The following is a 23,259-nucleotide window of genomic DNA, read 5'->3' as shown; positions in this document are numbered from 1 at the left end:
TGGGACGCTCGCGAAACGATCGGGCTAGTCCTTCCGCGACCACGCCTTCGCCAGGGCGAGCTTGCCCCCGGTGTGCAGCAGTGACCCCGAGTACACCCGGCTCGCCAGCAGCACGATCAGCACGACCGTCCCGGCCAGCAGCCCCAGGGCCACCAGCGGCTCCCACAGCGACACCTGGCCCGCGAACAGCCGCACCGGCATCGCGATGGCCGACGAGAACGGCACGTACGACAGCACGGTGAGCACGATGGCGTTGTCGGAGAAGAACAACACGCCGAAGTACGGGCCCATCACCAGCATCATCACCAGGCCCATGCTCGAACCCAGGTCCTCCTGCCTGCTGACCACAGATCCGGCGACCGCCCACATCGCCGCCAGCAGCACGAAACCGAGCACCAGGAACGGCACGTACCAGCCCAACGCGGGCGCGACCAGCGCCAGCAGCTCCGAGTGCCCACCCAGCCGCAACGCGATCGGCGCGACCACCGCGAGCACCAGGATCTGGCCGATGGCCAGCAGCGAGTGACCGACGATCTTGCCCGCGAGCAGCGCCCGCACCGGGATCGTGGACACCAGGATCTCCACGATCCGGGTCTGCTTCTCGGTGACCGTGCCCTGCGCGATGGCCGTCCCGCCCATCCCGAACAGCAGGAACACCATGGCGAACACCATGATCACGATTTGCCGCGGTCCCTGCCCGACCTCGGCGGGGTCGAGCAGGTCGACCGGCGGCGCGGTGCGCAGCGCGGCCACCACGTCGGTGGGCGGATCGGCCAACGCGATCACGCGCACACCCGTGGACGACTCGGCGGTCGTGTCCGGCACGACCGCCGCCTCCACCTCCTCGGACCGGACCAGGGCCTCGGCGGCGGGCACGTCGGCGACCGCCCGGACCTCCAAGTCCGTGCCCGCCAACGCCTCCGCGGCCTGCGCGCCGACCGTGACGACCTTGGTCTGCCCGCCGCCGAGCACACCGGGGAGGATCGACATCGCGAACAACCCGATGATGATCACCCCCAGGCCGATCCAGAAACCCTTGGCCCGCAGGAAGGTCTTGATCTCGCGTTCGGCGACCAACCGGGTGGCGGCGGCGAAACCCCGGGTCTCGTGCTGCGTCACGCCGTTCATCAGATCGCCTCCATGAAGATCTCGCCCAACGTGGGCACGACGGGGGTGAAGCTGCGGACGGTGCCCCGCCGCAGCGCGGCTTGCAGGACCACCTGGTCCGCGCCCGCGTCACCGTCCAGTTCGAACACCGCACGCGGGCCGTCGACGTCGACCACCCGGACACCCGGGACGTCGCGCACCCACCCGGCGTCGGACGCCACGACCAACTCGAAACGCGCGGGCCCGTACTGGGCGCGCAGCTCGTCCCGCGCGCCGCTGACGGCGATCTTGCCGCCGGAGATGATGACCACGTCGTCGCACAGCCGTTCCACCACGGACAGCTGGTGGCTGGAGAACAGCACGGGCACACCGTTCGCGGCACGCTCGCGCAGCACGCCCAGCACGGTCTCGACGGCGATCGGGTCCAACCCGGAGAACGGCTCGTCGAGGATCAGCATGACGGGGTCGTGCACCAGCGCGGCGGCGATCTGCGCGCGTTGCTGGTTGCCCAACGACAGCTCTTCGAGCTTGTCCTTCGCCCGGTGGCCCAGCTCCAGCTGGTCGAGCAGGCGTTCGGTGTTGCGCTTCGCGGTGGCCTGGTCGAGGCCGTGCAGCCGGCCGAGCCAGCCGATCTGCTCGGCGACACCCATCTTCGGGTACAGGCCGCGTTCCTCGGGCATGTACCCGAACCGCTGCCGCACCGCGCCCGTCATCGGCGAGCCGTGCCACGCGACCGTGCCGCCGTGCGCGGCGAGGACGCCCAGCACGATGCGCATGGTGGTGGTCTTGCCGGACCCGTTCGCGCCCAGGAAACCGGTCATGCGGCCGGGTCGGACCTCGAACGACACCCCGTCGAGGACCTGTTTGTCGCCGAAACTCCGGCTGACCGACGTCACTGTCAACATGGCCGCAACGCTATGCGGGCAGCGAGCGCGGCACGTCCGGCGCGAGATCGACTTCGCGGGTCATCCTCGCGGAGGACCCTACGGCCGGCCGGGCGCGACGATCCCCTGCTCGTAGGCGAACACGACGGCGTGCGTGCGGTCGCGCAGGCCCAGTTTGGCCAGGATGCGCGACACGTGCGTCTTCACGGTCGTCTCCCCCAGGTATAAGGCCGCCGCGATCTCCGCGTTGCTCGCCCCGCGGGCGAGGTGGACCAGCACCTCGAACTCGCGGTCGGTGAGTTCCGGTGGCCGTCGTGACGGCGTCGACGGGACCGGTGCGGTGAACCGGGCGATGACGCGGCGGGTGACCTCCGGTGACAGCAGGGCGTCGCCCCTGGCGACGATCCGGACGGAGTCCACCAGGTCCTCCGGTGAGGCGTTCTTGAGCAGGAAACCGCTCGCGCCCGCCCGCAGGGCCTCGAACAGGTAGTCCTCCCGGTCGAACGTGGTGAGGATGACGACCTTGATCGGGTTGCCCGCGCCGGCCGGTCCGAGGATGCGCCGGGTGGCCTCCAGGCCGTCGATGCCGGGCATCTGGACGTCCATCAGCACCACGTCCGGCTGGAGGCGTGCAACCACGTCCACGGCCTCCAGACCGTCCCGGGCCTCGCCGACGACCTCGATGCCGTCCTCGGTGCCGAGGATGACCCGGAAGCCCGCCCGGACCAGGTCCTGGTCGTCGGCCAGCACCACGCGCAGCGAAGTCGTCATGCCGGGAACCTCGCACGGACCCGGTAGCCGCCGTCCCGGCGGGGTCCGGATTCGAGTTCGCCGCCGTGGACCGCGACGCGTTCCCGCATGCCCACCAGGCCGAAGCCGCCGCCCTGGTCCGACGTGCCCGCCCCGCCGCGCCCGTCGTCGGCGACCTCGACCTCCAACGAGGTCTCCAGGAACCGCACGCGCACGTCGGCCTTGCGCGCGTCCGCGTGCTTCACCACGTTGGTCAGCGACTCCTGGACGATCCGGTACACCGACAGCGCGACGCCTTGCGGCACCGGCCGCGGCTCGCCGTAGACGCCGTGGTCCACCTCCAGCCCGGCGGACCGCGCCATGGCCGCGAGTTCGGGCAGCTGGTCCAGCCCCGGCGACGACGTCTCCCCCGTCACCTCCGGGACGTCCTCCACGGTGTCGGCACGCAGGACGCCGAGCAGCCCGCGCAGTTCATCGATGGCGGTGCGCGCGGTGTCCTCGACCGTCCGCAGCGCCTCGCGCGCCAAGTCCTGGTCGCGGTCGAGCACCCGCCGGGCCGCGCCCGCCTGGACACCCATCACCGACACGTGGTGCGCCACCACGTCGTGCAGGTCCCGCGCGATGCGCACGCGTTCGGCGACGATCGCGCCACGGGTGTTCTGCTCCTGGGACCGGCGCAACTGCTCCGCGCGGTGCTCCAGCTCTGCCTGTCGGCGCGCCGACACCCAGGCCATGTCGCCGAAGAAGTACGCGGCCAGGAAGAACATCGCGTTGAACGCGATGCCGTACAGCACCGACGCGAACACCGGGGCCAGCGGGCCGGCCGCGTCCTCGAACGGCGGGGCCGGCCGCACGAGGAACCCCACGAGCCAAACCCCGTGCCAGAGGAACATCGCGGCGATCACCGCGATCCGCGTCCACCGCCCGCGCGTCCGGTCCCGCGCCCACGCGCCCGCGCTGTAGATGGCCAGTAACAACGCGATCGCGGACACGACGTTGTCGCCGGTATGCCGGACCTGCGCGGCGATGAACAGCACGCCGACGACGAGCAGCACGACCAGCGGGAAGCGCCGCCGCAGCATCAGCGGCAAGGTCATCGCGGCACCCCAGGCGAACTGCTCGGCCAACGTCGGCGCCTCGCCCAAGGAGAACGCGCCCATGCTGTTGATCAGCACGGTCACGCTCACCGCGCCCGCCAGCACCGCGAACCCGAGCCAGACGTCGTAGCGCTGTTGGGCCGAGGAGGGCCGGGGACGCCGCCACTGGCTCCACACCGGCTCGTCCACGGGCGTCCCCTCGTCCGGACGGGCGGACAGCACGGCAGGACCAGTCATACCTGAGAACGTAACCCTGCCGGGAAGGGCCTCGACCACCGGACGCCCCGCCCGTTGAGCGGGACGACCGGCGGCGGAAGGGGCTCAGGCGAGCACGAAGTAGCGCAACCACAGGTAGGGCGCGGCGAGCAGGATCGACAGCGCGGCAACGACGATGCCGTAGCGGGTGAACTGCCAGAAGCTGATCGGCGTGCCGTTGCGGGCGGCGAGGCCGAGGACCACGACGTTGGCGCTGGCGCCCACGGCGGTGGCGTTGCCGCCCAGGTCCGCGCCCAGGGCCAGCGACCACCACAGCGACTCGGCCTGCGGTGTGCCGCCTTCGGCGGCGACGAGGTCCCCGACGATCGGGGCCATCGTGGCGACGTAGGGGATGTTGTCCACGATCGCCGACAGCACGGCGGACACACCGAGCAGCGCCATCACCGCGACCAGCGGCTGTCCGCCGACCGCGTCGGCGAGCGCCTTGGACACCTGGCCGATGACACCGGTCTCGACCAGGGCGCCGACCATGACGAACAGACCCATGAAGAAGACCAGGGTCTCCCACTCCACGTCGGCGATGGCCTCCTCGGTGGTGACCTTCGAGACCAGCACCAACAGGCCCGCGCCCAGCAGCGCGACCACGGACGGCTCGACGTGCAGGACACTGTGGAGGGTGAACCCGACCAGCACGAGCGCGAGCACGATCAGGCTCTGCACCAACAAGGTCCGGTTCTTGATCGCCTCCCGTTCGGACAGGGCCATGACCTCGGCGACGCGCTTCTCGTCGTAGTGGAACGCGTCCCGGAACAGCCACCGGCACACCACCACGAACACGATCATCAGCACCACGACGAACGGGGCGAGGTGGATCAGGAAGTCGTTGAACGTCAGGCCCGACCGGCTGGCGATGATGATGTTGGGCGGGTCGCCGATCAGGGTGGCGGTGCCGCCGATGTTGGAGGCCATCACCTCGGCGATCAGGAACGGGATCGGGTTCAGGCCCAGCCGGTCGCACACCAGGAACGTCACCGGCGCGATCAGCAGCACGGTGGTGACGTTGTCCAGCGCCGCCGAGGCGACCGCCGTGATCACCACCAGCATCACCATCATGGCGTAGGGCTTGCCCCTGGCGCGCTTGGCCGCGGCGATGGCGAGGTACTCGAACAGGCCGGTCTGCTTGATCACCCCGACGATGATCATCATGCCGAGCAGCAGGAACACCACGTTCCAGTCGATGCCCGCCTCGACCGAGTGGAACGCCGTCTCACCGTCGGTCAGGCCCAGTCCGAGCATCAACGCCGCGCCGCCGAGTGCCGCGGCGACCCGGTGGACGCGTTCGGTGGCGATGAGGATGTAGGCGCCCACGAAGACGACGACGGACAGGACTTGGGCGAAGCTCATGCGGGCGGCTCCGGGGTGGTGTGCAGGATGACGGCGAGCAGGTGCGAGGCGGTGACCACGCCGTGGAAGGTGTCGCCGTCGACGACCACGACCAGCGGGGTGTGCAGGCGCGCCATGGTGGCCGCGATCTCCAGCACCGTCGCGTTGCCCGACACCGCGGGCATGTCGTGGCGCTTCTCCTTGGGTGGCAGCACCTCCTTGACCGTGCGCCGCGCCAGGTTGTCCACGCACACCTCGGCACCGCCGCGTTCGTCGTAGACGCGGGCCAGCGACGGGTCGTCCTGCACGTAGCCGGGCACGCTGAACCGCAGCACCTGCGACCCCGGCAGCACCGTCACCGGCATCCCGTCGTCGTCCACCACGACCACCGCCGGCCGGTGCTGGTCGGCGATCAGCCGGGCCGCGCTCAACGCCGGGTCGCCCAGGCGGACCAGCTGGTAGTCCTCGGCGAGATCACGAGCGCGCATGGTCGCCACCCCCGACCGCGATGACCTCAGGCATGTCCGGTCTCACCGTCACTTTCCTGTTGATCGGCACGTTCCTGCCCGCCGGTCCGGGATCGATCGCCTCGACGGGCCGACCGGGGTGACTCGCGCAGGGCGGGCGGTGCAGGTGTGATGACCTCGGGGAGTCCCGTGCGGTGCGGGCGTCCATGAGCGGCTCCCGTGGGTGGGCGGCATTCCACTGCTCGCCGACCAGGCTTCCCGGCACACCGGTGAGTCAGCCTAGCGGTGGTCCGCCCCCGCGGCCGTTCCGTCCCCGAACCGCCGGCTACTTGTTCTTCACCAGTGCTTCGATGCCGTCGAGGACGCGTTGGAGGCCGGCGGCACCAAAGGGACGACGGTGAACGGCGCACCGTGCCTGCTGCTGGACTACCGGGGCCGGCGCAGCGGCCACTGGCGCCGCACGGTGCTGATCTACCGCCGTGACGGCGGGTCGTTCCTGGTCGTCGCGTCCAACGGCGGCGCGGACAGCGATCCGCAGTGGTACCGCAGCATCGCGGAGAACCCGGACGTGAGGGTGCGCGTGGGCCCCGACCGGTTCGCCGCCCGCGCGCACACGCTGTCCGGCGACGAGAAAGCCGACGTGTGGCCGGGACTGGTGGGAGGTGTTCGCGCCGTACGACGGGTACCAGCGGAAGACGTCCCGTGACATCCCGGTGGTCAGGCTGCGCCCGACGGACGGCTAGAACGCACCGCCTCGGCCTCGGCGAGGTGATCACCCGATAGTGGACGATCATCTTCATGGGCAGTGTGAACTCGACCGACCCCGTTGAACCGGAAGGACCGTTGTCGATCCGGTCCCCGCACCGCGGACCTCACCCACTAGACCGGGGTGGGCGCGGTGCTCCACCGGCTGCGCAGCAGGGAGACGTGGGCGGCGAACTCCTTGACCATCGGGACGCGGTCGGGCGCGACGAGCCACTGCTGCTGGAGCCCGTCCATCACCGCGATCGTGGTGTGGACCAGGGTCGGGACGGGTGCGTCGGGGTGGATCTCGCCGCGCTCCTGGCCGGTGTGGATCGCGTCGGTCAGCCACGCCCCCACCCCGGCGTAGTGCTCCTTGATCCAGCCGTGCGCGGGGTGCCCCGGCTCGGTGGCCTCGGCGGAGAGCCGGACGAACAGGCCCACCAGGTGGGGCCGCGTCGAGTTGCGCGCGACGAGCGCCGCGAGCGCGTCGAACGCGGCCCACCCCAGTGGGACCTGCCCGTCCTCGGTCGTCAGGAACCGCCCGTCCTCGGCGTCGCGTTCCTCCAGCACGGCCGCCAGCAGCGCGGCCTTGCTGGGGAAGTGGTGCAGCAGACCGGACTGCGACAGCCCGGTCTTCTCCGCGACCCTCGCCACCGAGGTGCCTTTGAACCCGGAGGTGGCGAACAGCTCCACCGCCGCCTGCACCGCCTTCGCGCGCGACGCCTCCCCGGAGAGCTCTCCCCTGGACTTCGCCCGCGCGGTCCGGTATCGCGGCGGGAACGACATGCTCGGCCCCTGTCTCTAGCTCTGGTCAGCCCTCACCGGCAGGGTAACCCGGATGTCACCGAGGCCGCGGGCGACCAGCACCTCACCGCCCAGCGGCAACGACTGCCACGCCCCGTCGACCCACCGGCGTTGCACCCGCCCGTCGCACGGCACGTCGACCCGCGCGGTCCGCCCCGGTTCGAGGTCGACCCCGGCCCACCCGATGAGCCGCACGGGTTCACCTTCCGGCCGCCAGTACACCTGCACGACCTCACGCCCGGCGCGATCGCCGGTGTTGGTCACCTCGACCCGCACGGACCGGATGTGCCCGTCGGTGGTCAGCGCCGCGTCGCCGTAACCCCATTCGGTGTAGCCGAGGCCGTGGCCGAACCAGAACAACGGCTCGGTCCGCCACCCGCGGTACCCGACCGCGGTGCCCTCGGCGTACGCCAGCTCGCCGTGCACGGGCACCGTCGACCACGCCGGGCCGTCGCCGTCCCGCGCCGGGAACGTGGTGACCAGCCGGCCCGCCGGTTCGACCTCGCCGGTGAGCGCGGCGGCCACCGCGGCGCCCGCCTCCTGCCCCGGCAGACCCGCCCACAGCACCGCGTCCACCTGGTCCAGCCACGGCATCAGCACCGGGGTGGCGGCGTTGACCACCACGACCGTGCGCGGTGCCGCCGCCGCGACGGCCGCGACCAGGGCGTCCTGGTCGCCGGGCAGCGCCAGGCTGATCTTGTCCTCGCCCTCGGTCTCCTGCTCCTGCGTGAGGCCGACGACGACCACGGCCACGTCGGCCTCACGTGCCGCGTGGACGGCGGCGCTGATCGCGGCGGCGGCGGGCTTGGTCGCCTTCCGGGTCACCAGACCGACGACCCGGAACGACTCTTCGGCCGTGGTGACCGCGGTGAGGCGCGCACCGGGTTCGAGGTGGACGTCGACGGTGCGGGTCGGTGGGTGCAGCACACCGCCGCCCGGCCCGCCGGGCGCGTGCAGGCGGACCTTCTCGTGGTGGCCCGGCGCGGTGAACTCCCACTCGCCGGGACCGCGGACCCCGATCTGGAGCCGTCCCGGCTCGGTCAGGGCGACCTCGGCGGACAGTTCGACGGTCGCCGCCACGTCGAGCCACCCGCCTTCACCCAACACGACCTCGGACGACTCGACGTGCCGCGACTCCAGCACCGCGCCGGCCGCGTCACGCGTGGTGACGCGCATGCCGAGCTCACCGGTCTCCGGGTCCCGCAGGGCGCCGGGCGCCGCCGAGAGCGGTTCACGGCGGATCTCGACCCCGTCCACGACGGACACCCGATCGCCCAACGCCGAAGTGATGCCGTCCGCGACGCTGATCACGTGCGGCGGCCGGACCTGCGCGGAACCGCCGCCCTGCGCGATGGTCTCCGTCGCGTGCCGCCCGATCACCACGACCTTCCCCTCGGCCGCGAGCGGCAGCACCGAACCGCGGTTGACCAGGACGGTCATCCCGCGCGCCGCCAGCAGGCGGAGCTGCTCGCGCCGTTGCGGGCTGTCGGGCGGCAGCACGTCGGACGACCGTTCACCGCCGGCGCCGAGCGCGCCGACCCGTCCCGCCAACCGCAGCAGCCGCCGCACGTGCTCGTCCACTGTGGACTCGGCCACCTCGCCGGCCCGCACCGCCGCGACCAGTTGGTCGCCCCACGGCCCCACCGGTCCCGGCATCACGAGGTCGAGGCCGGCGTTGGCGCTCGCGGCGGTGGAGGTGGTGGCGAACCAGTCGGACATGACCAGCCCGTCGTAGCCCCACTCCCCCTTCAGCACGCCCTCGACCAGCGGCGCGTGCTCGGTCGCGGTGATGCCGTTGATCCGGTTGTAGGACGCCATGATCGCCCACGGGTTCGCCTCGGCGACGGCCATCTCGAACGGCAGCAGGTACACCTCCCGCAACGTCCGCTCGTCGACCTCCGAGCTCATCGTGGTGCGGTCGACCTCGGACTCGTTGGCCAGGTAGTGCTTCGGCGTGGCGGCGACGCCCTTGTCCTGCAGGCCCTTCACGTACGCCACCGCCAGCGCGCCGGTGAGCAGCGGGTCCTCGCTGAACGCCTCGAACAGCCGTCCGCCCAACGGCGTCCGGTGCAGGTTGATCGTCGGGCCGAGGACGACGTGGACGCCCTGCGCCGCGGCTTCGTCGGCGAGCAGCGCCCCGACCTCGGCGGCGGTCGCGGTGTCCCAGTGCTGGGCCAGCAGCGTGGCGTTGGGCAGCAGGCAGGTGATGCGGCCACCGGCGAACTGGGTTCCGCGCACCCCGGTCGGTCCGTCGGAGAACACCATCTCGTCGAGTTCGACCCCCGGCTCGGGGTGCAGGGTGAACAGCGCGGCTCCGGTGAGCAGCCGCACCTTGCCCTCCAGGTCGAGGGCGCCGATCGCCTTGTCGATCCGGGATTCCAGGTCGGTCACGGTAGTCCTTCGGGGGTCGGCGGTTGTGATTGGCACTTCAGCGCACGTCGTGCGTCAGCGCACCTTTTTGATGGGCAGGATGGCCAGCGCGCCCACGACGCAGATCGCGGCGGCCGAGCCGAGCAGCAGGTCGTAGTTGTGCCCGCCGCCGATGCCGATGAGGAGCGCGCCGAGCGCGGGCGCGAGGGTCTGTGGACCGGCGTTGGCGATGTTGAGCACGCCCAGGTCCTTGGCCGAGTCGTCCGGGTCCGGCAGCACGTCGATGACCAGCGCCAGGTCGACGCCCATGTAGACGCCCATGCCGATGCCGAGGACCACCTCGGCCAGGTAGAACCCGTCCACGGTGTCGGCCTGCACCAGCAGCACCATGCCGATGCCGAAGACCAGCGTGGCGGCGGCGACGAAGACCTTCCGCCGCTGGAGCCGGTCGGAGAGCCACCCGGCGGCCTGGCCGGTGAGCGCGGTCATGATCGTGTAGAGCAGGACACCCGTCGCCATCACGGCGGTCGCGTCGGCGATCGACAGCGCCAGCTCGTGCTGCATGTACAGCAGTCGGTACGTGGTGAACATGAACGACGCCAGGATGATCATGAACCGGGAGACCCAGGCGAACGCGAAGTCGGGGTGCTTGCGAGGGCTGACCACGAAGGTCTTGAGGATCGTGCGGAAACCTTCGCTCGGCGGGCGTTGGGGCAACTGCTTGTCCGGCAGCACCACGGCGAACAGCAGGGTCAGCGCGAGCCCGACCAGACCGGGCACCATGAACAGCAGCAGCATGTCGGAACCGAGGAACTGCGCCGCGTAGGCCGAGCCGAGGATGCCGACCTGCTGCATGACGCCGATCAGGCCGCTGACCTTGCCGCGCTGCAGGGGCGGCACCTGGTCGGCGATCGTGGCCGTCAACGCGGCGAGCGCGGCGTTGGCGAGCAGTTGCGCGGCGAACCAGGCCAGGGTGATCACCAGGACGTTCGGCGCGACCGCGATCACCAGCAGGCACGCGGTGAGTCCGACGGCACCGATCACCAGCCACGGGCGGCGGCGCCCGAACCGGCCGGTCGTGCGGTCGCTGAGGCGGCCGAAGATCGGGTTGGCGACGAACGCGGCGATCGCGCCGATGCTCGTGACGGTGCCCAGCGCGGCGACCACGCCGTCCTCGCCGACGAGGGACTGCACCTTGATCGTCAGGCTCGCCATGACCGGGGTGAGCAGGGCGAAGAAGAGGCCGAGCTGGGCCAGCGCCATGGTCGTCACGACCCTGGGCGGCGCCTTCCGCACAGGCGGGAGGATGCGGGAACCGGACGGGGCAGCAGCTGCTGTCATGGCCATGATCGCCTCCTTGCGAACTGGCACGCCTTGAATGCCGGTCATGACACCACGCGGACCGACCGAGCACTCGGTCGGTATATGAGAACGAGACCTACGCGTTATCTCCGCTTAACCTGGAGATTGCTCGGCACATGGTTCGGCCACCGTCCGCTCGACGGGTTCACCGAACGGACGGTGGCCGTGTTCGTGCAGGTGAGAGCCGGTTTAGCGAGGGCGGCGGCGCCGGGGATCCGCGCGACTGGGTGGTCGGCGAGGGTGTCAGCTCGGTCGTACGCGGAACCAGTCGAACTCCGCCTCACCGGGCCTGTTCGCGGTCTCCGGGCTGGTGGCGAAGAGCCCCACGGTCGCGCCGATCCACCGGCCCGGCGTCGCCGTGAACGGCGCACCGATCGGGCTGAACCCGCGACCGTCCACATCGGCCTCGAACTGGCACACCGCTCCCGCGCTCACCGCGACGCGGAGCCGCACCGAGGCGTGCCACCTACCCAGCGGCACGGGTGGGGCGGCGTCCACCTCGGCGGCGTCCTTGGCCGCCGTGCGGTACACCAGCGAGATCCGGTCACCGTCGTGGCGCAGGCCCACCCAGGCGTAGGTGTCGCCCAGCACCACCAACCCGGCTCGGGCGCCCGCGGTCGTGGTGGACAGCGTCATCGAGGTCGTCGCGGTGAAGGATTCCGCGGGCAGCCGCTGCCCCAGCACGTTGGGCAGCAGCCGGAGGTTCTCGGTGGCCGCGCTGGGCCAACAGGTCAGCGCGAGCCGGTGCGGGAACCGGCGCAGCGACCACCACGGCGCGGTGACGTTCGCCTGCCACACCCACTGCTCACCCAGCTCCGCACCGGTGAACTCGTCGCTGACGGCAGGCGCGGTCACCCTCGTCCGGCCCTCGACCCGCGGCTTGGCGTGCACCAGCAGCGGGGAACCCCGGCCGGTGCCGTCGTCGACGCCCATGACCGGCCAGCCGTCGTCGCGCCACTTCATCGGCTGCAGGTGCACCACTCGTCCGTAGGCGTCGCGGTCCTGGAAGTGCAGGAACCAGTCCTCGCCGGCCGGGGTGCTCACCCACGCGCCCTGGTGCGGACCGTTGATGGCGGTGTCGTTCTGGGCGAGCACGATGCGGTCCTCGTAGGGACCCCAGATGCTGCGCGAGCGGAACGCCGACTGCCAGCCGTACTTGACCCCACCGGCGGGCGCGAAGATCCAGTACCAGCCGTCCCGCTTGTACAGCTTCGGCCCCTCCAGCGTGGTGTAGCCGGGGATGGTGTTGCCGTCGACCACGATCCGGCCCTCGTCGAGCACGCCGGTGCCGTCCGGGCTCATCTTGTGCAGTGTCAGGATGTTGTTGATACCGCTGCGGCTCTTCGCCCAGGCGTGGACCAGGTAGGCCTGCCCGTCGTCGTCCCACAGCGGGCACGGGTCGATCAGGCCTTTGCCCGGCTTGACCGGGTGCGGTTTGGTCCACGGACCGCTCGGGTCGGTGGCGGTCACCACGAAGATGCCGAAGTCCGGGTCGGGGTAGAAGATCCAGAACTTGCCGTCGTGGTGCCGCAGGGCGGGCGCCCACACCCCGCCGCCGTGCCGCGGCCGGCTGAAGTGGTCCTTGGGCTCCAGCTCGGTCAGGGCGTGCCCGATGATGGTCCAGTTGACCAGGTCGGTCGACCGCAGGACCGGCAGTCCGGGGATGCGGTTGAACGTCGAGGCGACCAGGTAGAAGTGCTCCCCCACCCGGATCACGTCGGGATCGGACCAGTCGGCGTTGAGCACCGGGTTCTGGTAGCGGCCGTCCCCCAGGTCGGCCACCCACGGCAACCGCGCCCGTGCCGGGCCGCCCGCGGCTTCGCCCAACTCGACCGGGCCGCCGCCCACCTCGACCCCGCCCACCTCGACCCCGCCGGCCTGCGCCGCGGCCTGGCCGGCGCCACCCAGCCCGCCGAGCACCACCGATCCGGCCACCGCGCCGAGACCGGCCCGCAGCACCCGCCTGCGACTGTGTTCGCTCACTTTGTCCTCCACACCTGTAATCCGGTTGTGCGCCATCCCCAGGACGGCCGTGAGCACACCCACGGCCGGCGACGGCGTGACGATCAGGCGGCGGCGGTATCAGACAAGAGGTCAGGCGGTATCGGGAGTCAAGCGGTATCGGGCAGGCGTCGGCCGTTCTCGTAGACCTCGCGCAAGCGCAGGCCGGTCACGTGCTCCACGATGTCGGGTTGGCTGACCTGCTTGAAGTTCACCCTGGTCAGCCGGACGTCCTGGATCGGGGCATCGGCGTAACCACGCAGGGAAAGAGCGCGCTGGGCGGTGTCCACGGTCATGTCGCGGATGTCGATACCGCGCACCAGCGGGTTGAAGCCGTGTCCGGAGCCTTCCTCGTAGTTGAAGTCGATCACGATCGCCGAGGTGGCCACGGTCCCGACGGTGATGTCCCTGGCGTTGAAGTTCTCCACGAAACCGCCGCGCACCGAGTTGGTCTTGAACCGCAGCGCGATGTCGAGGTCCGGGCTGCTCATGTGCAGGTCGCGGGCGAACACGTCACGCACGCCACCCGACATCTCGCTGCCCACGGTCACGCCACCGTGGCCGGCGCGGAACCGGCAGCCCTCGATCAGGATCAGCTCGCTGGGCACGTTCACCCGCCTGCCGTCGGCGTTGCGGCCGGACTTGATCGCGATGCAGTCGTCGCCGGTGTCGAACGTGCAGTCCCGGATGACCACGTAACGACTGGACTCGGGGTTGCAGCCGTCGTTGTTCGGCCCGTGGCTGTCCACCGTCACGTTCCGCACCAGCACGTTCTCCGACAGGACCGGGTGGATCTCCCACATCGGGGAGTTGACCACGGTGATGCCCTCGATCAGCACGTCGCGGCACCGGTAGGGCTGGATGAAGCTCGGCCGCAGGTAGCCGCCCTCACCGAAGACCCGTTCCGCGACCGGGACCCCGTTCTCGGCCATCGCCCGGAGCCTGTCGCGTGCCGCCGTCTGGCTGGGTTGCCCCGGCTGCCAGCCGTACGACGTCTTGCCGGACCACGGCCACCAGTGCGCGTTGTCCGACTGCGCGTCCACGGTGCCGGTGCCGGTGATCGCGATGTTGCGCCGGCCGTACGCGTAGATCATGGGCGAGTAGTTGTGCAGCTCGGTGCCCTCGAACCTGGTCAGCACCACCGGGAGGTAGGCGCGCGGGTCGGGGGTGAACGCAATCGTGGCGTCCGCGGTGATGTGCAGGTCGACGTTGCTGAGCAGGTGGATGGCGCCGGTGGAGAACCGCCCGGCCGGTACCACCACATGGCCGCCACCACTGCGTGCGCACGCCTGGATCGCGGCCCGGAACGCGGCGGTGCAATCCGTGACGCCGTCGCCGATTGCGCCGAATCCGGTCACATCCATGAACCGGTTCGGAAAACGCGGAGGTCGCACCCGTGCGGCGATGACCTCGGCCTGCCACCACGGGTTGCCGGACGTCGGCGCGGCTTGCGCGTTCCCGTAGCCGAGCAGTCCGCCGGCCACCACTCCACCGGCGAGCAAGCTGGTGTTTCTGAGGAAGTCCCGCCGCAAGAACTCCTTCGCCATGCTCGAATCTCCCTTGGTCTCATGCGGCGGTTCCAGGGCAGGCAAGCGCTTTCCATCGAGTCTGTCAGCGGTGTGCGCCAGTGGTCAAGAACCGATCAGGGGCCTGGCCGCAGTCCTCGACGCGCCCTCTCCGCGAGAAGGTCGAGCACGGGCATGTCCATTGTGGACTCGACGGCTGCGACAAGACATGCCTGCGACGAACGTGTGACGGTCGAGCGCGGCCTAGACGCAACGTTGCGACTAGCCTAGGCTTGCGCACGGGGGGTGTCGATGCGAGGCGATGTCACGGGTGCCGCCACCGCACGCGGCGGGGTCCACCGGGGGAACCGGCACGGGCGCAGTGAAGAAGCCCGGCAGGCCGTGCTGGAGGCGGCCGACGACCTGTTGGTGGAACGCGGGTTCGCCGGGGTGACGATCGAGGGCATCGCGGCACGGGCGGGCGTGGCCAAGCAGACCATCTACCGGTGGTGGCCGTCCAAAATGGACGTTCTGATGGACGCGTTCATCGACGACATGGCCCAGGAGGTGACGCCGCCAGATCGAGGCGATCTGGGCGACGACCTCCGCGTCCACCTGGCCAGGCTCGCCGAGTTTCTGACCCGGTCGGACTCCGGTGCGGTGTTCCGCGCGCTGGTCGGGCAGGCGCAGCACGACCCGGAGCTGGCCGTCCGGCTGCGCACCGACTACCTCGGCCGGCAGCGCGTCCGCGACCGGCTGCCGTTGCTGCGGGCGATCGAACGGGGCGAGCTGAGCCCCCACCTCGACGTCGACGCCGCCGTCGACCAACTCGTGGGCCCGATCTACTACCGGGTGCTCGTGACCGGTGATCCCGTGTCCCCCGGCTTCACCGACCAGCTCGTGCACCAGTTCCTCAGCCTGCACGCACGCTAGGCGAGGCACCGAGACGTCCCGTCGTCCGTCTGATGTGGACCAAACGCGCCCACGCCCACGGCCGACTGCCCCCTGCCCTCCCGACCGAGGAAGACCGGTGTGACCGATGTGCTCAACATGCCCCGAGCCCACGCCCGTGCCCGCACCGGTACCTACGCCGCCACCGGCACCAACTCCAACTCCAACTCCGGCACCAACTCCAACTCCAACTCCAACTCCGGCACCGGCACCGGCACCGGCACCGGCACCGGCACCGTCGAAGCCGGCCAGATTCGCCGCCCTGCGCAACCGGGACTGCCGCCCGTACCTGTTCGGCACCGGGCTGGCCATGATGGCGGACAACATCGAGCACGTGATCACGTACTGGGTGCTGTGGGAGAAGTTCCACTCCCCCGCGCTCAGCGGGTTCCAGGTGATCAGCCACTGGGTGCCGTTCCTGGTCTTCTCGGTGTGGTTCGGCTCGCTGGCCGACCGCTACGACTGCCGTCGGCTCATCCAAGGCGCACAAGCCCTGTTCATGCTGGTATCCGCGGCCTGGGGCGTGTTGTTCCTGACCGACTCGCTCCAGATCTGGCAGGCGTGCGTGCTGCTCGTCCTGCACGGCTGCGCCGGTTCGCTGTGGACGCCGGGCGAGCAGATGATGCTGCACGACTTCGTCGGCCGGGACGAACTGCCGAGCGCGGTCCGGCTCAACGCCACCTTCCGCAGCCTCGGTGTGCTGTTCGGGCCGGTCATCGGCTCGGCCCTGCTGCTCGGGCTCGGGCCGACGGCGGGGATCTTCGTCAACATCGCGTTCTACCTGCCGCTGACGCTCTTCCTGTTCCGGACCAAGTACACCGGCCACGTCCGCGACCAGGGCGTCACGCGTCCACGGGTCGGGATCCGCGAGGCGTTGCGGGTGCTGCGGGACATCCGGTCCGACCGCACGCTGGTCAGCATGATCCTGATCGGCGGGGTCGGGTCGTTCTTCATCGGCGCGTCGATGCAGTCGTCGATGCCGATCTTCGCCCACGACCTGGGCGCGGGCAGCGCGGGAGCCGCGTACGGCGCCCTGCTGTTCGCCAACGGCGCGGGCGGCGTCGTCGGCGGCCTGCTGCTGGAGGTCACGGGGCGGATCAAGCCCAACGTGACCGCGGCTCTGGTCAGCACCGCGATCTACGGCGTGACCAGCTTCCTGTTCGCGCTCACGGCGAGCTATCCGCTGGCGCTGTTCCTGCTCGTGGCCGGTGGGGTCGCGAACCTGGCGTCGATGTCCATCAGCCAGACCGTGGTCCAGTTGCTCGCACCCCCGGCGCAGCGCGGGCGGGTCATCGGGCTTTACGGCATGTCGTCCGGTGGGCTGCGGGCCGGCAGCGGGTTCACGGTGGGGCTGCTCGGCACCGCCATCGGCATCCACGCTTCGGTGGCGTTCAGCGCCGCCGCGCTGGTCGTCTGCACGGTCGCGGTCGGCGGGTATGCGCTGCGCCGATGACCTACACCGATGATCTCGTGGTTGCTCGGGGCTCCTTCTTCGTTTCAACCGACGTTTCAGATGAAATATTACAGCGTTATTTGAGGTCGTCCGGCGATGTTCACTCGATCGTGGCACGGGGACCGGCCACGGAGACCGGGGAGACCTGCGAAAACTCAGCGGTAGGTTACGCCGTCCGGGGCGTACCGGCAGCTGTCGTCCGGGCCGCTGCCGAGCTTGGCCGCCTCGCCGTCGGTGACCCCGCGGTACTGCTCGCAGATCGGGATCTTCCGGCCGGGGTCGCCGACGATCGTGATGCCGGACAGCTCCGCGGTGTCGCCGTAGTTGGGGTTGATGCCGACCACGGACTTCGCCGGCACGGTCACCACGACGTTCTCGACCACGACGTGGCGCTCGTACTGCGTGTCGCAGTTGCCGCACGACCGGTACAGCTTGCCGATGTTCTCGACCCGGAAGTTCCGGATGATCATCGTGCCGGGTCCGTTGTGCTGGAACACCTTGTCCGCGGCCGAACGCGCACCGCCGCCGTCGATCGTCATCACCTGCGACGCCGAACCGCCCTTGAACGTGGCCGCGTCCTCACCGACGTCCTCCCACCACACGTTGCGCAGCACGCAGGTACCGCGGCAGTGGACGCCGTCCGCCGCCGGCGCGCCGAGGATCACGTTCTCCAGCGTGGCGCCGTCGGCCAGCTCGAACATCGGGGGCTGGCTCTCGCCCTGCCCGCCGTCGCCGAGCGCGGCCGTGCCCTGGTAGCGCTGCATCCCGCCGTCCAACGTGCCCGAGACGCGGATGGTGGCGGGCACCGGAACCGAGCCGGCGGGCGTCGGCCACCCGGCGGGCGCGGCCACGGCCGGTTTCGTCGACGGTGTCGTCGGCGTGGTGGAAGCGGATGCGGATGTGGTGGACGGAGCGGAGGACGGGACCGAAGAAGAGCTGGGTACCGGCGATTCCGTGGACTGCACGGTCGTCTGGATAGGACTGTCGGTGGCGGACGGTCCGGCGGAGGGCACCGAGTCGTCACCGGACGTGATCACCGCGAACGCGGCGGCGGCCGCACCGACGACGACGGCCGTGATGATCCCGACGACCCGACGGGTCCCCGTGGACGGCCCGGATCTGTGGTCCTCCGACGGCGACTGGTCGTCCACATCCACGTCGGACATGCGTTCCGCGTCCTCTCGGCGACTCCGTTTGCTGCGCGGAACAAGAACACGTCACATGTTGAGTAGTCAACTAGCCGCGGGCCACACCGCGAGGCCCGTTGACGGGGACCACGGCGTCGCGGACCTCGGCCAGCAGGGCGCGCATGGCGAGCTCGGCCGCCTCTGGATGGCGCGACGCGACCGCTCGGGCGACTTCCTCGTGCAGGTCCAACGCGCTGGGCACGGGCTTCTCCGGCATGAGCCCGAGGGTCGTCCGCCCGCGCAGGACCACGGCCACCACGTCCTCAAGGGCGGCGAACATCTCGTTGCCGCACGTCTCCAACAGCAGGCCGTGGAAGGCGATGTCGAGTTCGAGGAACGTCTCCAGCTCGCCCGCCTCCCCCTCCCGGCGCATCCGCGCGGCGAGGTCGAGCAGGCGCCCGCGTTCCTTCGCCGACGCGTTCCACGCGGCCCGCGCCGCCGCCACCGGTTCGACGGCGATCCGCAGCTCGGTGAGGGAACGCAGCTGGGTGTCGCGGTTCGGGCCGGCCAGCTGCCACCAGATCAACCGCGGGTCGTAGACCTGCCACGACGACCTGGGCTGGACGGTGATGCCGACCCGACGACGGGACGTCACCAGCCCCATCGATTCCAGCACCCGCATCGTCTCGCGGGCGACGGTCCGGGAGACCCCGAACTCCTCCTGGATGCCGTCGAGGGTCAGGACCCACCCCTCCGCGAGATCACCGCAGGCGATCCGCAGTCCGATGGTGTCGAGCACGGAGGCGTGCAGGGCATCGCCGCCCGTCCCGCCCTCCTGACGTTGTACCGGCACGGCAGAAGCGTATCCCGGTGGGCCTTCCCGAGCCCGCTCATTGGTGTTACCTTTCGTCATCAAAGGTACTACTTTTACTGGTCGAAGTTCTCGTCACCGCAGCCGAGAGGTGTCCCATGACCACGAGCACCGACGCCGCCGTGCCGACCTGCGTGGTCGTGATGGGCGTGTCCGGGGCGGGCAAGAGCACGGTGGCCCGGTTGCTGGCGGACCGGCTGGGCCGGCCGATGGCCGAGGCCGACGAGTTCCACCCGGCCGCCAACATCGAGAAGATGTCCGCGGGCACCCCGCTCACCGACGCCGACCGCGCGCCCTGGCTGGCGGCGATCCGCGACTGGATCACCGCGCAGGCGACCGCGGGCACGAGCACGGTCGTCACGTGCTCGGCGCTCAAGCGGGCCTACCGGGACGTGCTCCGCGAGGCCGGCGCACGGGTCCGCTTCCTCTTCCTGAACGGCGCCGGCGACGTGATCGGCGACCGGATGGCACGTCGGGCCGACCACTTCATGCCGCCGTCGCTGCTGCGGTCGCAGTTCGACGCGCTGGAGCCGCTCCAGTCCGATGAGGACGGGATCACCGTCGACGTGCGGGAGACGCCCGAGCTCATCGTCGAGCACGCGGCCGTCCGCCTCGACCTCTCCGCCGCCGACCCGGCGACCCACTGACCCCGAGGAAAATCGAAGAGCAACGGAGCTGCCGATGACCACCAACGACGACTGGGTCCAAACGCTCGGCGCGGGTGCCCTGCTGGGCATCGCGGGAGGCGCGATCGCCCTCCTGCTGATCATGATCATGTACCTGCGGGTGCACGCGTTCCTGGCGCTCGTGGTGGTCAGCCTGCTGACCGCGTTCGCCGCCGGCATCCCGGCGACCTCGGTGATCTCCACCCTGACCGGCGGGTTCGGCACCACCCTCGGCAGCGTCGCGCTGCTCGTCGGCCTCGGTGCGATCCTGGGCAGGTTGGTGGAGGTGACCGGCGGAGCGCAGTCGTTGACCGACGCGCTGATCGCCCGGTTCGGCGAGCACCGGGCTCCGCTGGCGCTCGGCGTCAGCTCGCTGGTCTTCGGCTTCCCGATCTTCTTCGACGCGGGCCTGGTCGTGATGCTGCCGATCGTGTTCGCGGTGGCGCGCCGGCTCGGCGGCGGCGTGCTCCGCTACGGCCTGCCGGCCGCGGGCGCGTTCTCCGTGATGCACGTGTTCGTGCCGCCGCACCCCGGCCCGGTCGCGGCGACCGAGCTGTTGGGCGCGGATGTCGGGCTCGTCATCGCGTTCGGCCTGCTGCTGGCGATCCCGACCTGGTACGTGACCAGCTACCTGTACGGGCTGTGGGTGGGCAAGCGGCTGGTGCTGCCCGTGCCGACGATCCTCACCGGCGGCCCGCAGGCCGCGCTGGACGAGAACCCGCCGCGTCCGGCGACCGTCATCGCGCTCCTGCTGCTCCCCCTGGTCATGATCTTCACCAACACCGGTCTGGACGCCGCGCGCGCCGCGGGTTGGGTCGACGGGGACGCGTCGTGGTTCGGGGTCGCCCGAGCGCTCGGCGCGACGCCGGTGGCCCTGCTGGTGACCGTGCTCGTGGCCTCGTACGTCCTGGGGGTCCGACGCGGGCAGGGCAAGGAGACCGTCGAGAAGCTGGTCGACTCGGCTCTCGGGCCGGTGTGCGCGGTCATCCTCATCACGGGCGCGGGCGGCATGTTCGGTGCGGTGCTGCGTGCCGGCGGCATCGGTGACGCCCTCTCCGACGGCCTGTCCGACCTGGGCTTGCCGGTGCTCGTGGCCGGTTTCGTCGTCGCCGCCGCGCTGCGCGTCGCCCAGGGATCGGCCACCGTCGCACTGACCACCGCGGCGGGGCTGGTGCAGCCGGTCGTGCAGGCGGGCGGGTTCAGCGCGGTCGAACTGGCCGCGATCGTGCTGGCGCTGGCGGCCGGGTCGGTGATCGCGAGCCACGTCAACGACTCCGGCTTCTGGTTGGTCGGCAACCTGATGGGCATGGACGTCCGGACCACGCTGAAGACGTGGACCGTCATGGAGACCACGATCAGCCTGGTCGGCTTCGGACTGGCCTCGCTCCTGTTCGCGGTCGGCTGACCGGCGCCGGCTCGAACCCGTCCGGCACGCCGGGTATGTGCCCTGCTTCTGCCCCGCGCCACATCGGTGCGGGGCAGAAGCACGTTGACGACGCCGGAGTCGTGATCGGTTCCCACTGCCCGGGTACATAAGCTTGTGCGGTTGGTGTGCCGGAAAGGGCGGGGTGCTGGTGATGGACGAGGGGCGCTTGGTGGCCGGGAGGTACCGGCTGCGCCGACGCGTCGGCGCCGGTGCGATGGGCGTGGTGTGGCAGGCGTTCGACGAACGCCTGGACCGGGTGGTGGCGCTCAAGCAACTCGTGGTGCCCGACGGCGCCGATCCGGTCGAGGCGGTGGGGCGTGCGGCACGGGAGGGGCGCATCGCCGCCCGGTTGCAGCACCCGAACGCGGTGACCGTGCACGACGTCGTCGAGGAGGACGGCAGACCGGTGCTGGTCATGGAGTACCTGCCCGCGCGGACCCTGGCCGACCGGATCGCGGCACACGGCGCCCTGCCCGCCGAGCACGTCATGGGCATCGGGGCGCAGATCGCGGGCGCGCTGGCCGCCGCGCACGCGGCCGGCATCGTGCACCGCGACGTCAAACCGGGAAACATCCTGCTGACCGACGACGGCACCGCGAAGATCACCGACTTCGGCATCGCCCGCGCGGTCGGGGACGTCACCGTGACCAGGACCGGTCTGCTCGCCGGCACGCCCGCGTACCTGTCACCCGAGGTGGCGCGCGGCGGCGAACCGGGGCCTGCCTCCGACGTGTTCGCCCTCGGCGCCACCCTGTACGCGGCGGTGGAGGGACGTCCGCCGTTCGGCGACGGGGACAACGCGATCGCCCTGCTGCACGCCGTGGCCGCGGGCCGCTTCGCCCCTCCGACGCAGGCGGGACCGCTGACCGACGTGCTGTCGGACGTGCTGCGCACCGACCCCGCCACCCGGCCGACCATGGCGCAGGTCGCCGACCGACTGCGCGCGCCGCGACCCGCGCCGACCCGGCTCGACCTGCACCCGGCCGGCCCGCCACCGCGATCGGCGTTCGGGCGTGGACGTCTCGTCGCGCTGAGTGCCGTGGCCGTCGTCGGTCTGGTCGTGCTGAGCTTGGTGCTGGCGACCGGGGGCTCGGACAACACGGGCGCAACGGCCACGCCGACGGCCACGTCGACGGCCAGACCGACCGCTCTGGCCCCCGCGCGGCTCGAACAGGCAGTAGCGGACTACTACGCGCTGCTGCCGAAGAACACCGCTCAGGCCTGGGACCGGCTCGGGCCTCGTCTGCAAGAGCAGGGCAGGCAGCAGTACGAGAAGTTCTGGCGCGACGTCAAGGACCTCGGCATCAGCTCACCGCCCGCAGCCTCCGGTACCGACACCGTCACGGTCGGTATCGACTACACCGGTGCGGAGGGCAAGAGGTTCCGCGAGTCGCACCGGCTGGGACTCGTCGTCCAAAATGGCCGGCCGCTGATCGACTCCGATGAAGTCCTGTCCTCCCAGCGCATCGACGACGACAAGAAGGACGAGGAAGGCGAGGGCGACGACGAGAAGGACGACAAGAAACGCGGCGGCGGCAAGAGCGGCAACGGCTGAGGATTCAAGCCGCCACGGAACTCAAGCCGCGACTTCGCCCCACACGGTCTTGTAGGCGGCGTGGGGGTCCACGCCCCAGCGTGACGACAACCGGTTGACCAGCAGCAGACCGCGGTGCCGCACCCCGAGTCCGCCCAGTTTGCCGAGCACCGGCAGCCGTTCCGGGCTGCCGTCGGCGACCTCCACCCGGACCACGCGCCCGTCCTGCGGGTAGCTCAGCCGCAGCCTGCGGGGCCCCAAGGCGTGCTCGAAGGCGTTGGTCAACAGCGCGTCGGCGATCAACAGCAGGTCGAGCAGCCGCGACTGGTCCAGGTCCGGCACGTTCTCGGCGATCCACCTCCGCGCACGGCGCATCGGCGGAACGCTGTCCCCCAAGTCGAACTCGACGTGACGAGGGGACAGTTCGACAACGTCCACAGCATGTGCCTTCCAACAACCGGTACGCCCTGCGGTCTCAAGGCGCAGCGGTCGGGTTCCCCATGGCCACAACGGCAAACGGTGACACCGACGACGCCTCTGTC

Annotated in this window: 20 protein-coding genes; 6 read left to right on the top strand and 14 right to left on the bottom strand. The window is 70.8% G+C overall.

The window, feature by feature from the left end:
• Positions 1–24 precede the first annotated feature (24 nt).
• From FM051_RS32880 to FM051_RS32855, 6 genes are all read right to left on the bottom strand, one after another.
• Positions 25–1,128: an ABC transporter permease gene (locus FM051_RS32880; protein WP_158850242.1), complete on the bottom strand. Its 1,104-nt coding sequence runs from the start codon at positions 1,126–1,128 to the stop codon at positions 25–27.
• On the bottom strand, positions 1,128–2,012 hold the full coding sequence (locus FM051_RS32875; protein ID WP_158850240.1) for an ABC transporter ATP-binding protein: 885 nt from the start codon (positions 2,010–2,012) through the stop codon (positions 1,128–1,130). Before FM051_RS32875 ends, FM051_RS32880 begins: the two co-directional genes overlap by 1 nt.
• Positions 2,013–2,090: 78 nt before the next feature.
• Entirely contained in the window at positions 2,091–2,762 is a 672-nt protein-coding gene (locus FM051_RS32870) for a response regulator (protein WP_158850238.1), read from the bottom strand.
• Positions 2,759–4,075: a sensor histidine kinase gene (locus FM051_RS32865; RefSeq protein ID WP_158850236.1), complete on the bottom strand. Its 1,317-nt coding sequence runs from the start codon at positions 4,073–4,075 to the stop codon at positions 2,759–2,761. Before FM051_RS32865 ends, FM051_RS32870 begins: the two co-directional genes overlap by 4 nt.
• A gap of 84 nt (positions 4,076–4,159) precedes the next feature.
• Positions 4,160–5,458, bottom strand: coding sequence for an ArsB/NhaD family transporter (locus FM051_RS32860; protein WP_158850234.1), 1,299 nt, complete (start codon positions 5,456–5,458; stop codon positions 4,160–4,162).
• On the bottom strand, positions 5,455–5,925 hold the full coding sequence (locus FM051_RS32855) for a CBS domain-containing protein (protein ID WP_158850232.1): 471 nt from the start codon (positions 5,923–5,925) through the stop codon (positions 5,455–5,457). The genes FM051_RS32860 and FM051_RS32855 overlap by 4 nt, the downstream gene beginning before the upstream one ends.
• 346 nt (positions 5,926–6,271) lie before the next feature.
• Here FM051_RS32855 and FM051_RS32850 point away from each other — a divergent pair, with 346 nt between their 5' ends.
• Positions 6,272–6,610, top strand: coding sequence for a nitroreductase/quinone reductase family protein (locus FM051_RS32850; RefSeq protein WP_420803643.1), 339 nt, complete (start codon positions 6,272–6,274; stop codon positions 6,608–6,610).
• A 173-nt stretch (positions 6,611–6,783) separates the two neighbouring features.
• On the opposite strand, the gene FM051_RS32845 is transcribed toward FM051_RS32850, so the two are convergent.
• The 5 genes from FM051_RS32845 to FM051_RS32825 all read right to left on the bottom strand — a co-directional run bounded on the left by FM051_RS32845 (position 6,784) and on the right by FM051_RS32825 (position 14,732).
• Positions 6,784–7,434, bottom strand: coding sequence for a TetR/AcrR family transcriptional regulator (locus tag FM051_RS32845; RefSeq protein ID WP_158850230.1), 651 nt, complete (start codon positions 7,432–7,434; stop codon positions 6,784–6,786).
• A 15-nt stretch (positions 7,435–7,449) separates the two neighbouring features.
• Positions 7,450–9,843: a glycoside hydrolase family 3 protein gene (locus FM051_RS32840; protein WP_158850227.1), complete on the bottom strand. Its 2,394-nt coding sequence runs from the start codon at positions 9,841–9,843 to the stop codon at positions 7,450–7,452.
• A 54-nt stretch (positions 9,844–9,897) separates the two neighbouring features.
• Positions 9,898–11,169: an MFS transporter gene (locus tag FM051_RS32835; protein ID WP_158850225.1), complete on the bottom strand. Its 1,272-nt coding sequence runs from the start codon at positions 11,167–11,169 to the stop codon at positions 9,898–9,900.
• 258 nt (positions 11,170–11,427) lie between these two features.
• On the bottom strand, positions 11,428–13,167 hold the full coding sequence (locus FM051_RS32830) for a glycoside hydrolase family 43 protein (protein ID WP_238412817.1): 1,740 nt from the start codon (positions 13,165–13,167) through the stop codon (positions 11,428–11,430).
• 128 nt (positions 13,168–13,295) lie between these two features.
• A complete protein-coding gene (locus FM051_RS32825; protein WP_158850223.1) occupies positions 13,296–14,732 on the bottom strand; it encodes a glycoside hydrolase family 28 protein in 1,437 nt (478 codons plus the stop codon).
• A 270-nt stretch (positions 14,733–15,002) separates the two neighbouring features.
• On the opposite strand from FM051_RS32825, the gene FM051_RS32820 reads away from it, so the two are divergent.
• The gene (locus FM051_RS32820; protein ID WP_158850221.1) at positions 15,003–15,623 is read left to right on the top strand and encodes a TetR/AcrR family transcriptional regulator; all 621 of its coding nucleotides are present in this window, start codon (positions 15,003–15,005) and stop codon (positions 15,621–15,623) included.
• Between the two features lie 106 nt (positions 15,624–15,729).
• Positions 15,730–17,094 (top strand): MFS transporter, encoded by a 1,365-nt coding sequence (locus FM051_RS32815; RefSeq protein ID WP_158850219.1) that lies wholly within the window; start codon positions 15,730–15,732, stop codon positions 17,092–17,094.
• 155 nt (positions 17,095–17,249) lie between these two features.
• Here FM051_RS32815 and FM051_RS32810 read toward each other — a convergent pair whose 3' ends face one another.
• Both FM051_RS32810 and FM051_RS32805 read right to left on the bottom strand, forming a co-directional pair.
• Positions 17,250–18,260 (bottom strand): pectate lyase, encoded by a 1,011-nt coding sequence (locus FM051_RS32810; protein ID WP_158850217.1) that lies wholly within the window; start codon positions 18,258–18,260, stop codon positions 17,250–17,252.
• Positions 18,261–18,330: 70 nt separating this feature from the next.
• Positions 18,331–19,074, bottom strand: a complete 744-nt coding sequence (locus tag FM051_RS32805; protein WP_238412815.1) for a FadR/GntR family transcriptional regulator — start codon at positions 19,072–19,074, stop codon at positions 18,331–18,333.
• Positions 19,075–19,190: 116 nt separating this feature from the next.
• Here FM051_RS32805 and FM051_RS32800 point away from each other — a divergent pair, with 116 nt between their 5' ends.
• The 3 genes from FM051_RS32800 (at position 19,191) to FM051_RS32790 (ending at position 22,738) form a co-directional block, all read left to right on the top strand.
• On the top strand, positions 19,191–19,739 hold the full coding sequence (locus FM051_RS32800) for a gluconokinase (protein ID WP_158850213.1): 549 nt from the start codon (positions 19,191–19,193) through the stop codon (positions 19,737–19,739).
• Between the two features lie 34 nt (positions 19,740–19,773).
• On the top strand, positions 19,774–21,162 hold the full coding sequence (locus tag FM051_RS32795; RefSeq protein WP_158850211.1) for a GntP family permease: 1,389 nt from the start codon (positions 19,774–19,776) through the stop codon (positions 21,160–21,162).
• 172 nt (positions 21,163–21,334) lie between these two features.
• On the top strand, positions 21,335–22,738 hold the full coding sequence (locus FM051_RS32790) for a serine/threonine-protein kinase (protein WP_158850209.1): 1,404 nt from the start codon (positions 21,335–21,337) through the stop codon (positions 22,736–22,738).
• 21 nt (positions 22,739–22,759) lie between these two features.
• Here FM051_RS32790 and FM051_RS32785 read toward each other — a convergent pair whose 3' ends face one another.
• Positions 22,760–23,155: an ATP-binding protein gene (locus FM051_RS32785; protein ID WP_158850207.1), complete on the bottom strand. Its 396-nt coding sequence runs from the start codon at positions 23,153–23,155 to the stop codon at positions 22,760–22,762.
• Positions 23,156–23,259: the final 104 nt, after the last annotated feature.

This window comes from Saccharothrix deserti, from assembly GCF_009769385.1.
In the GTDB taxonomy this organism is placed as follows: domain Bacteria; phylum Actinomycetota; class Actinomycetes; order Mycobacteriales; family Pseudonocardiaceae; genus Actinosynnema; species Actinosynnema deserti.
The sequence above is the reverse complement of the archived record's forward strand: the minus strand, read 5'-3'. Positions and strand labels throughout refer to the sequence as shown.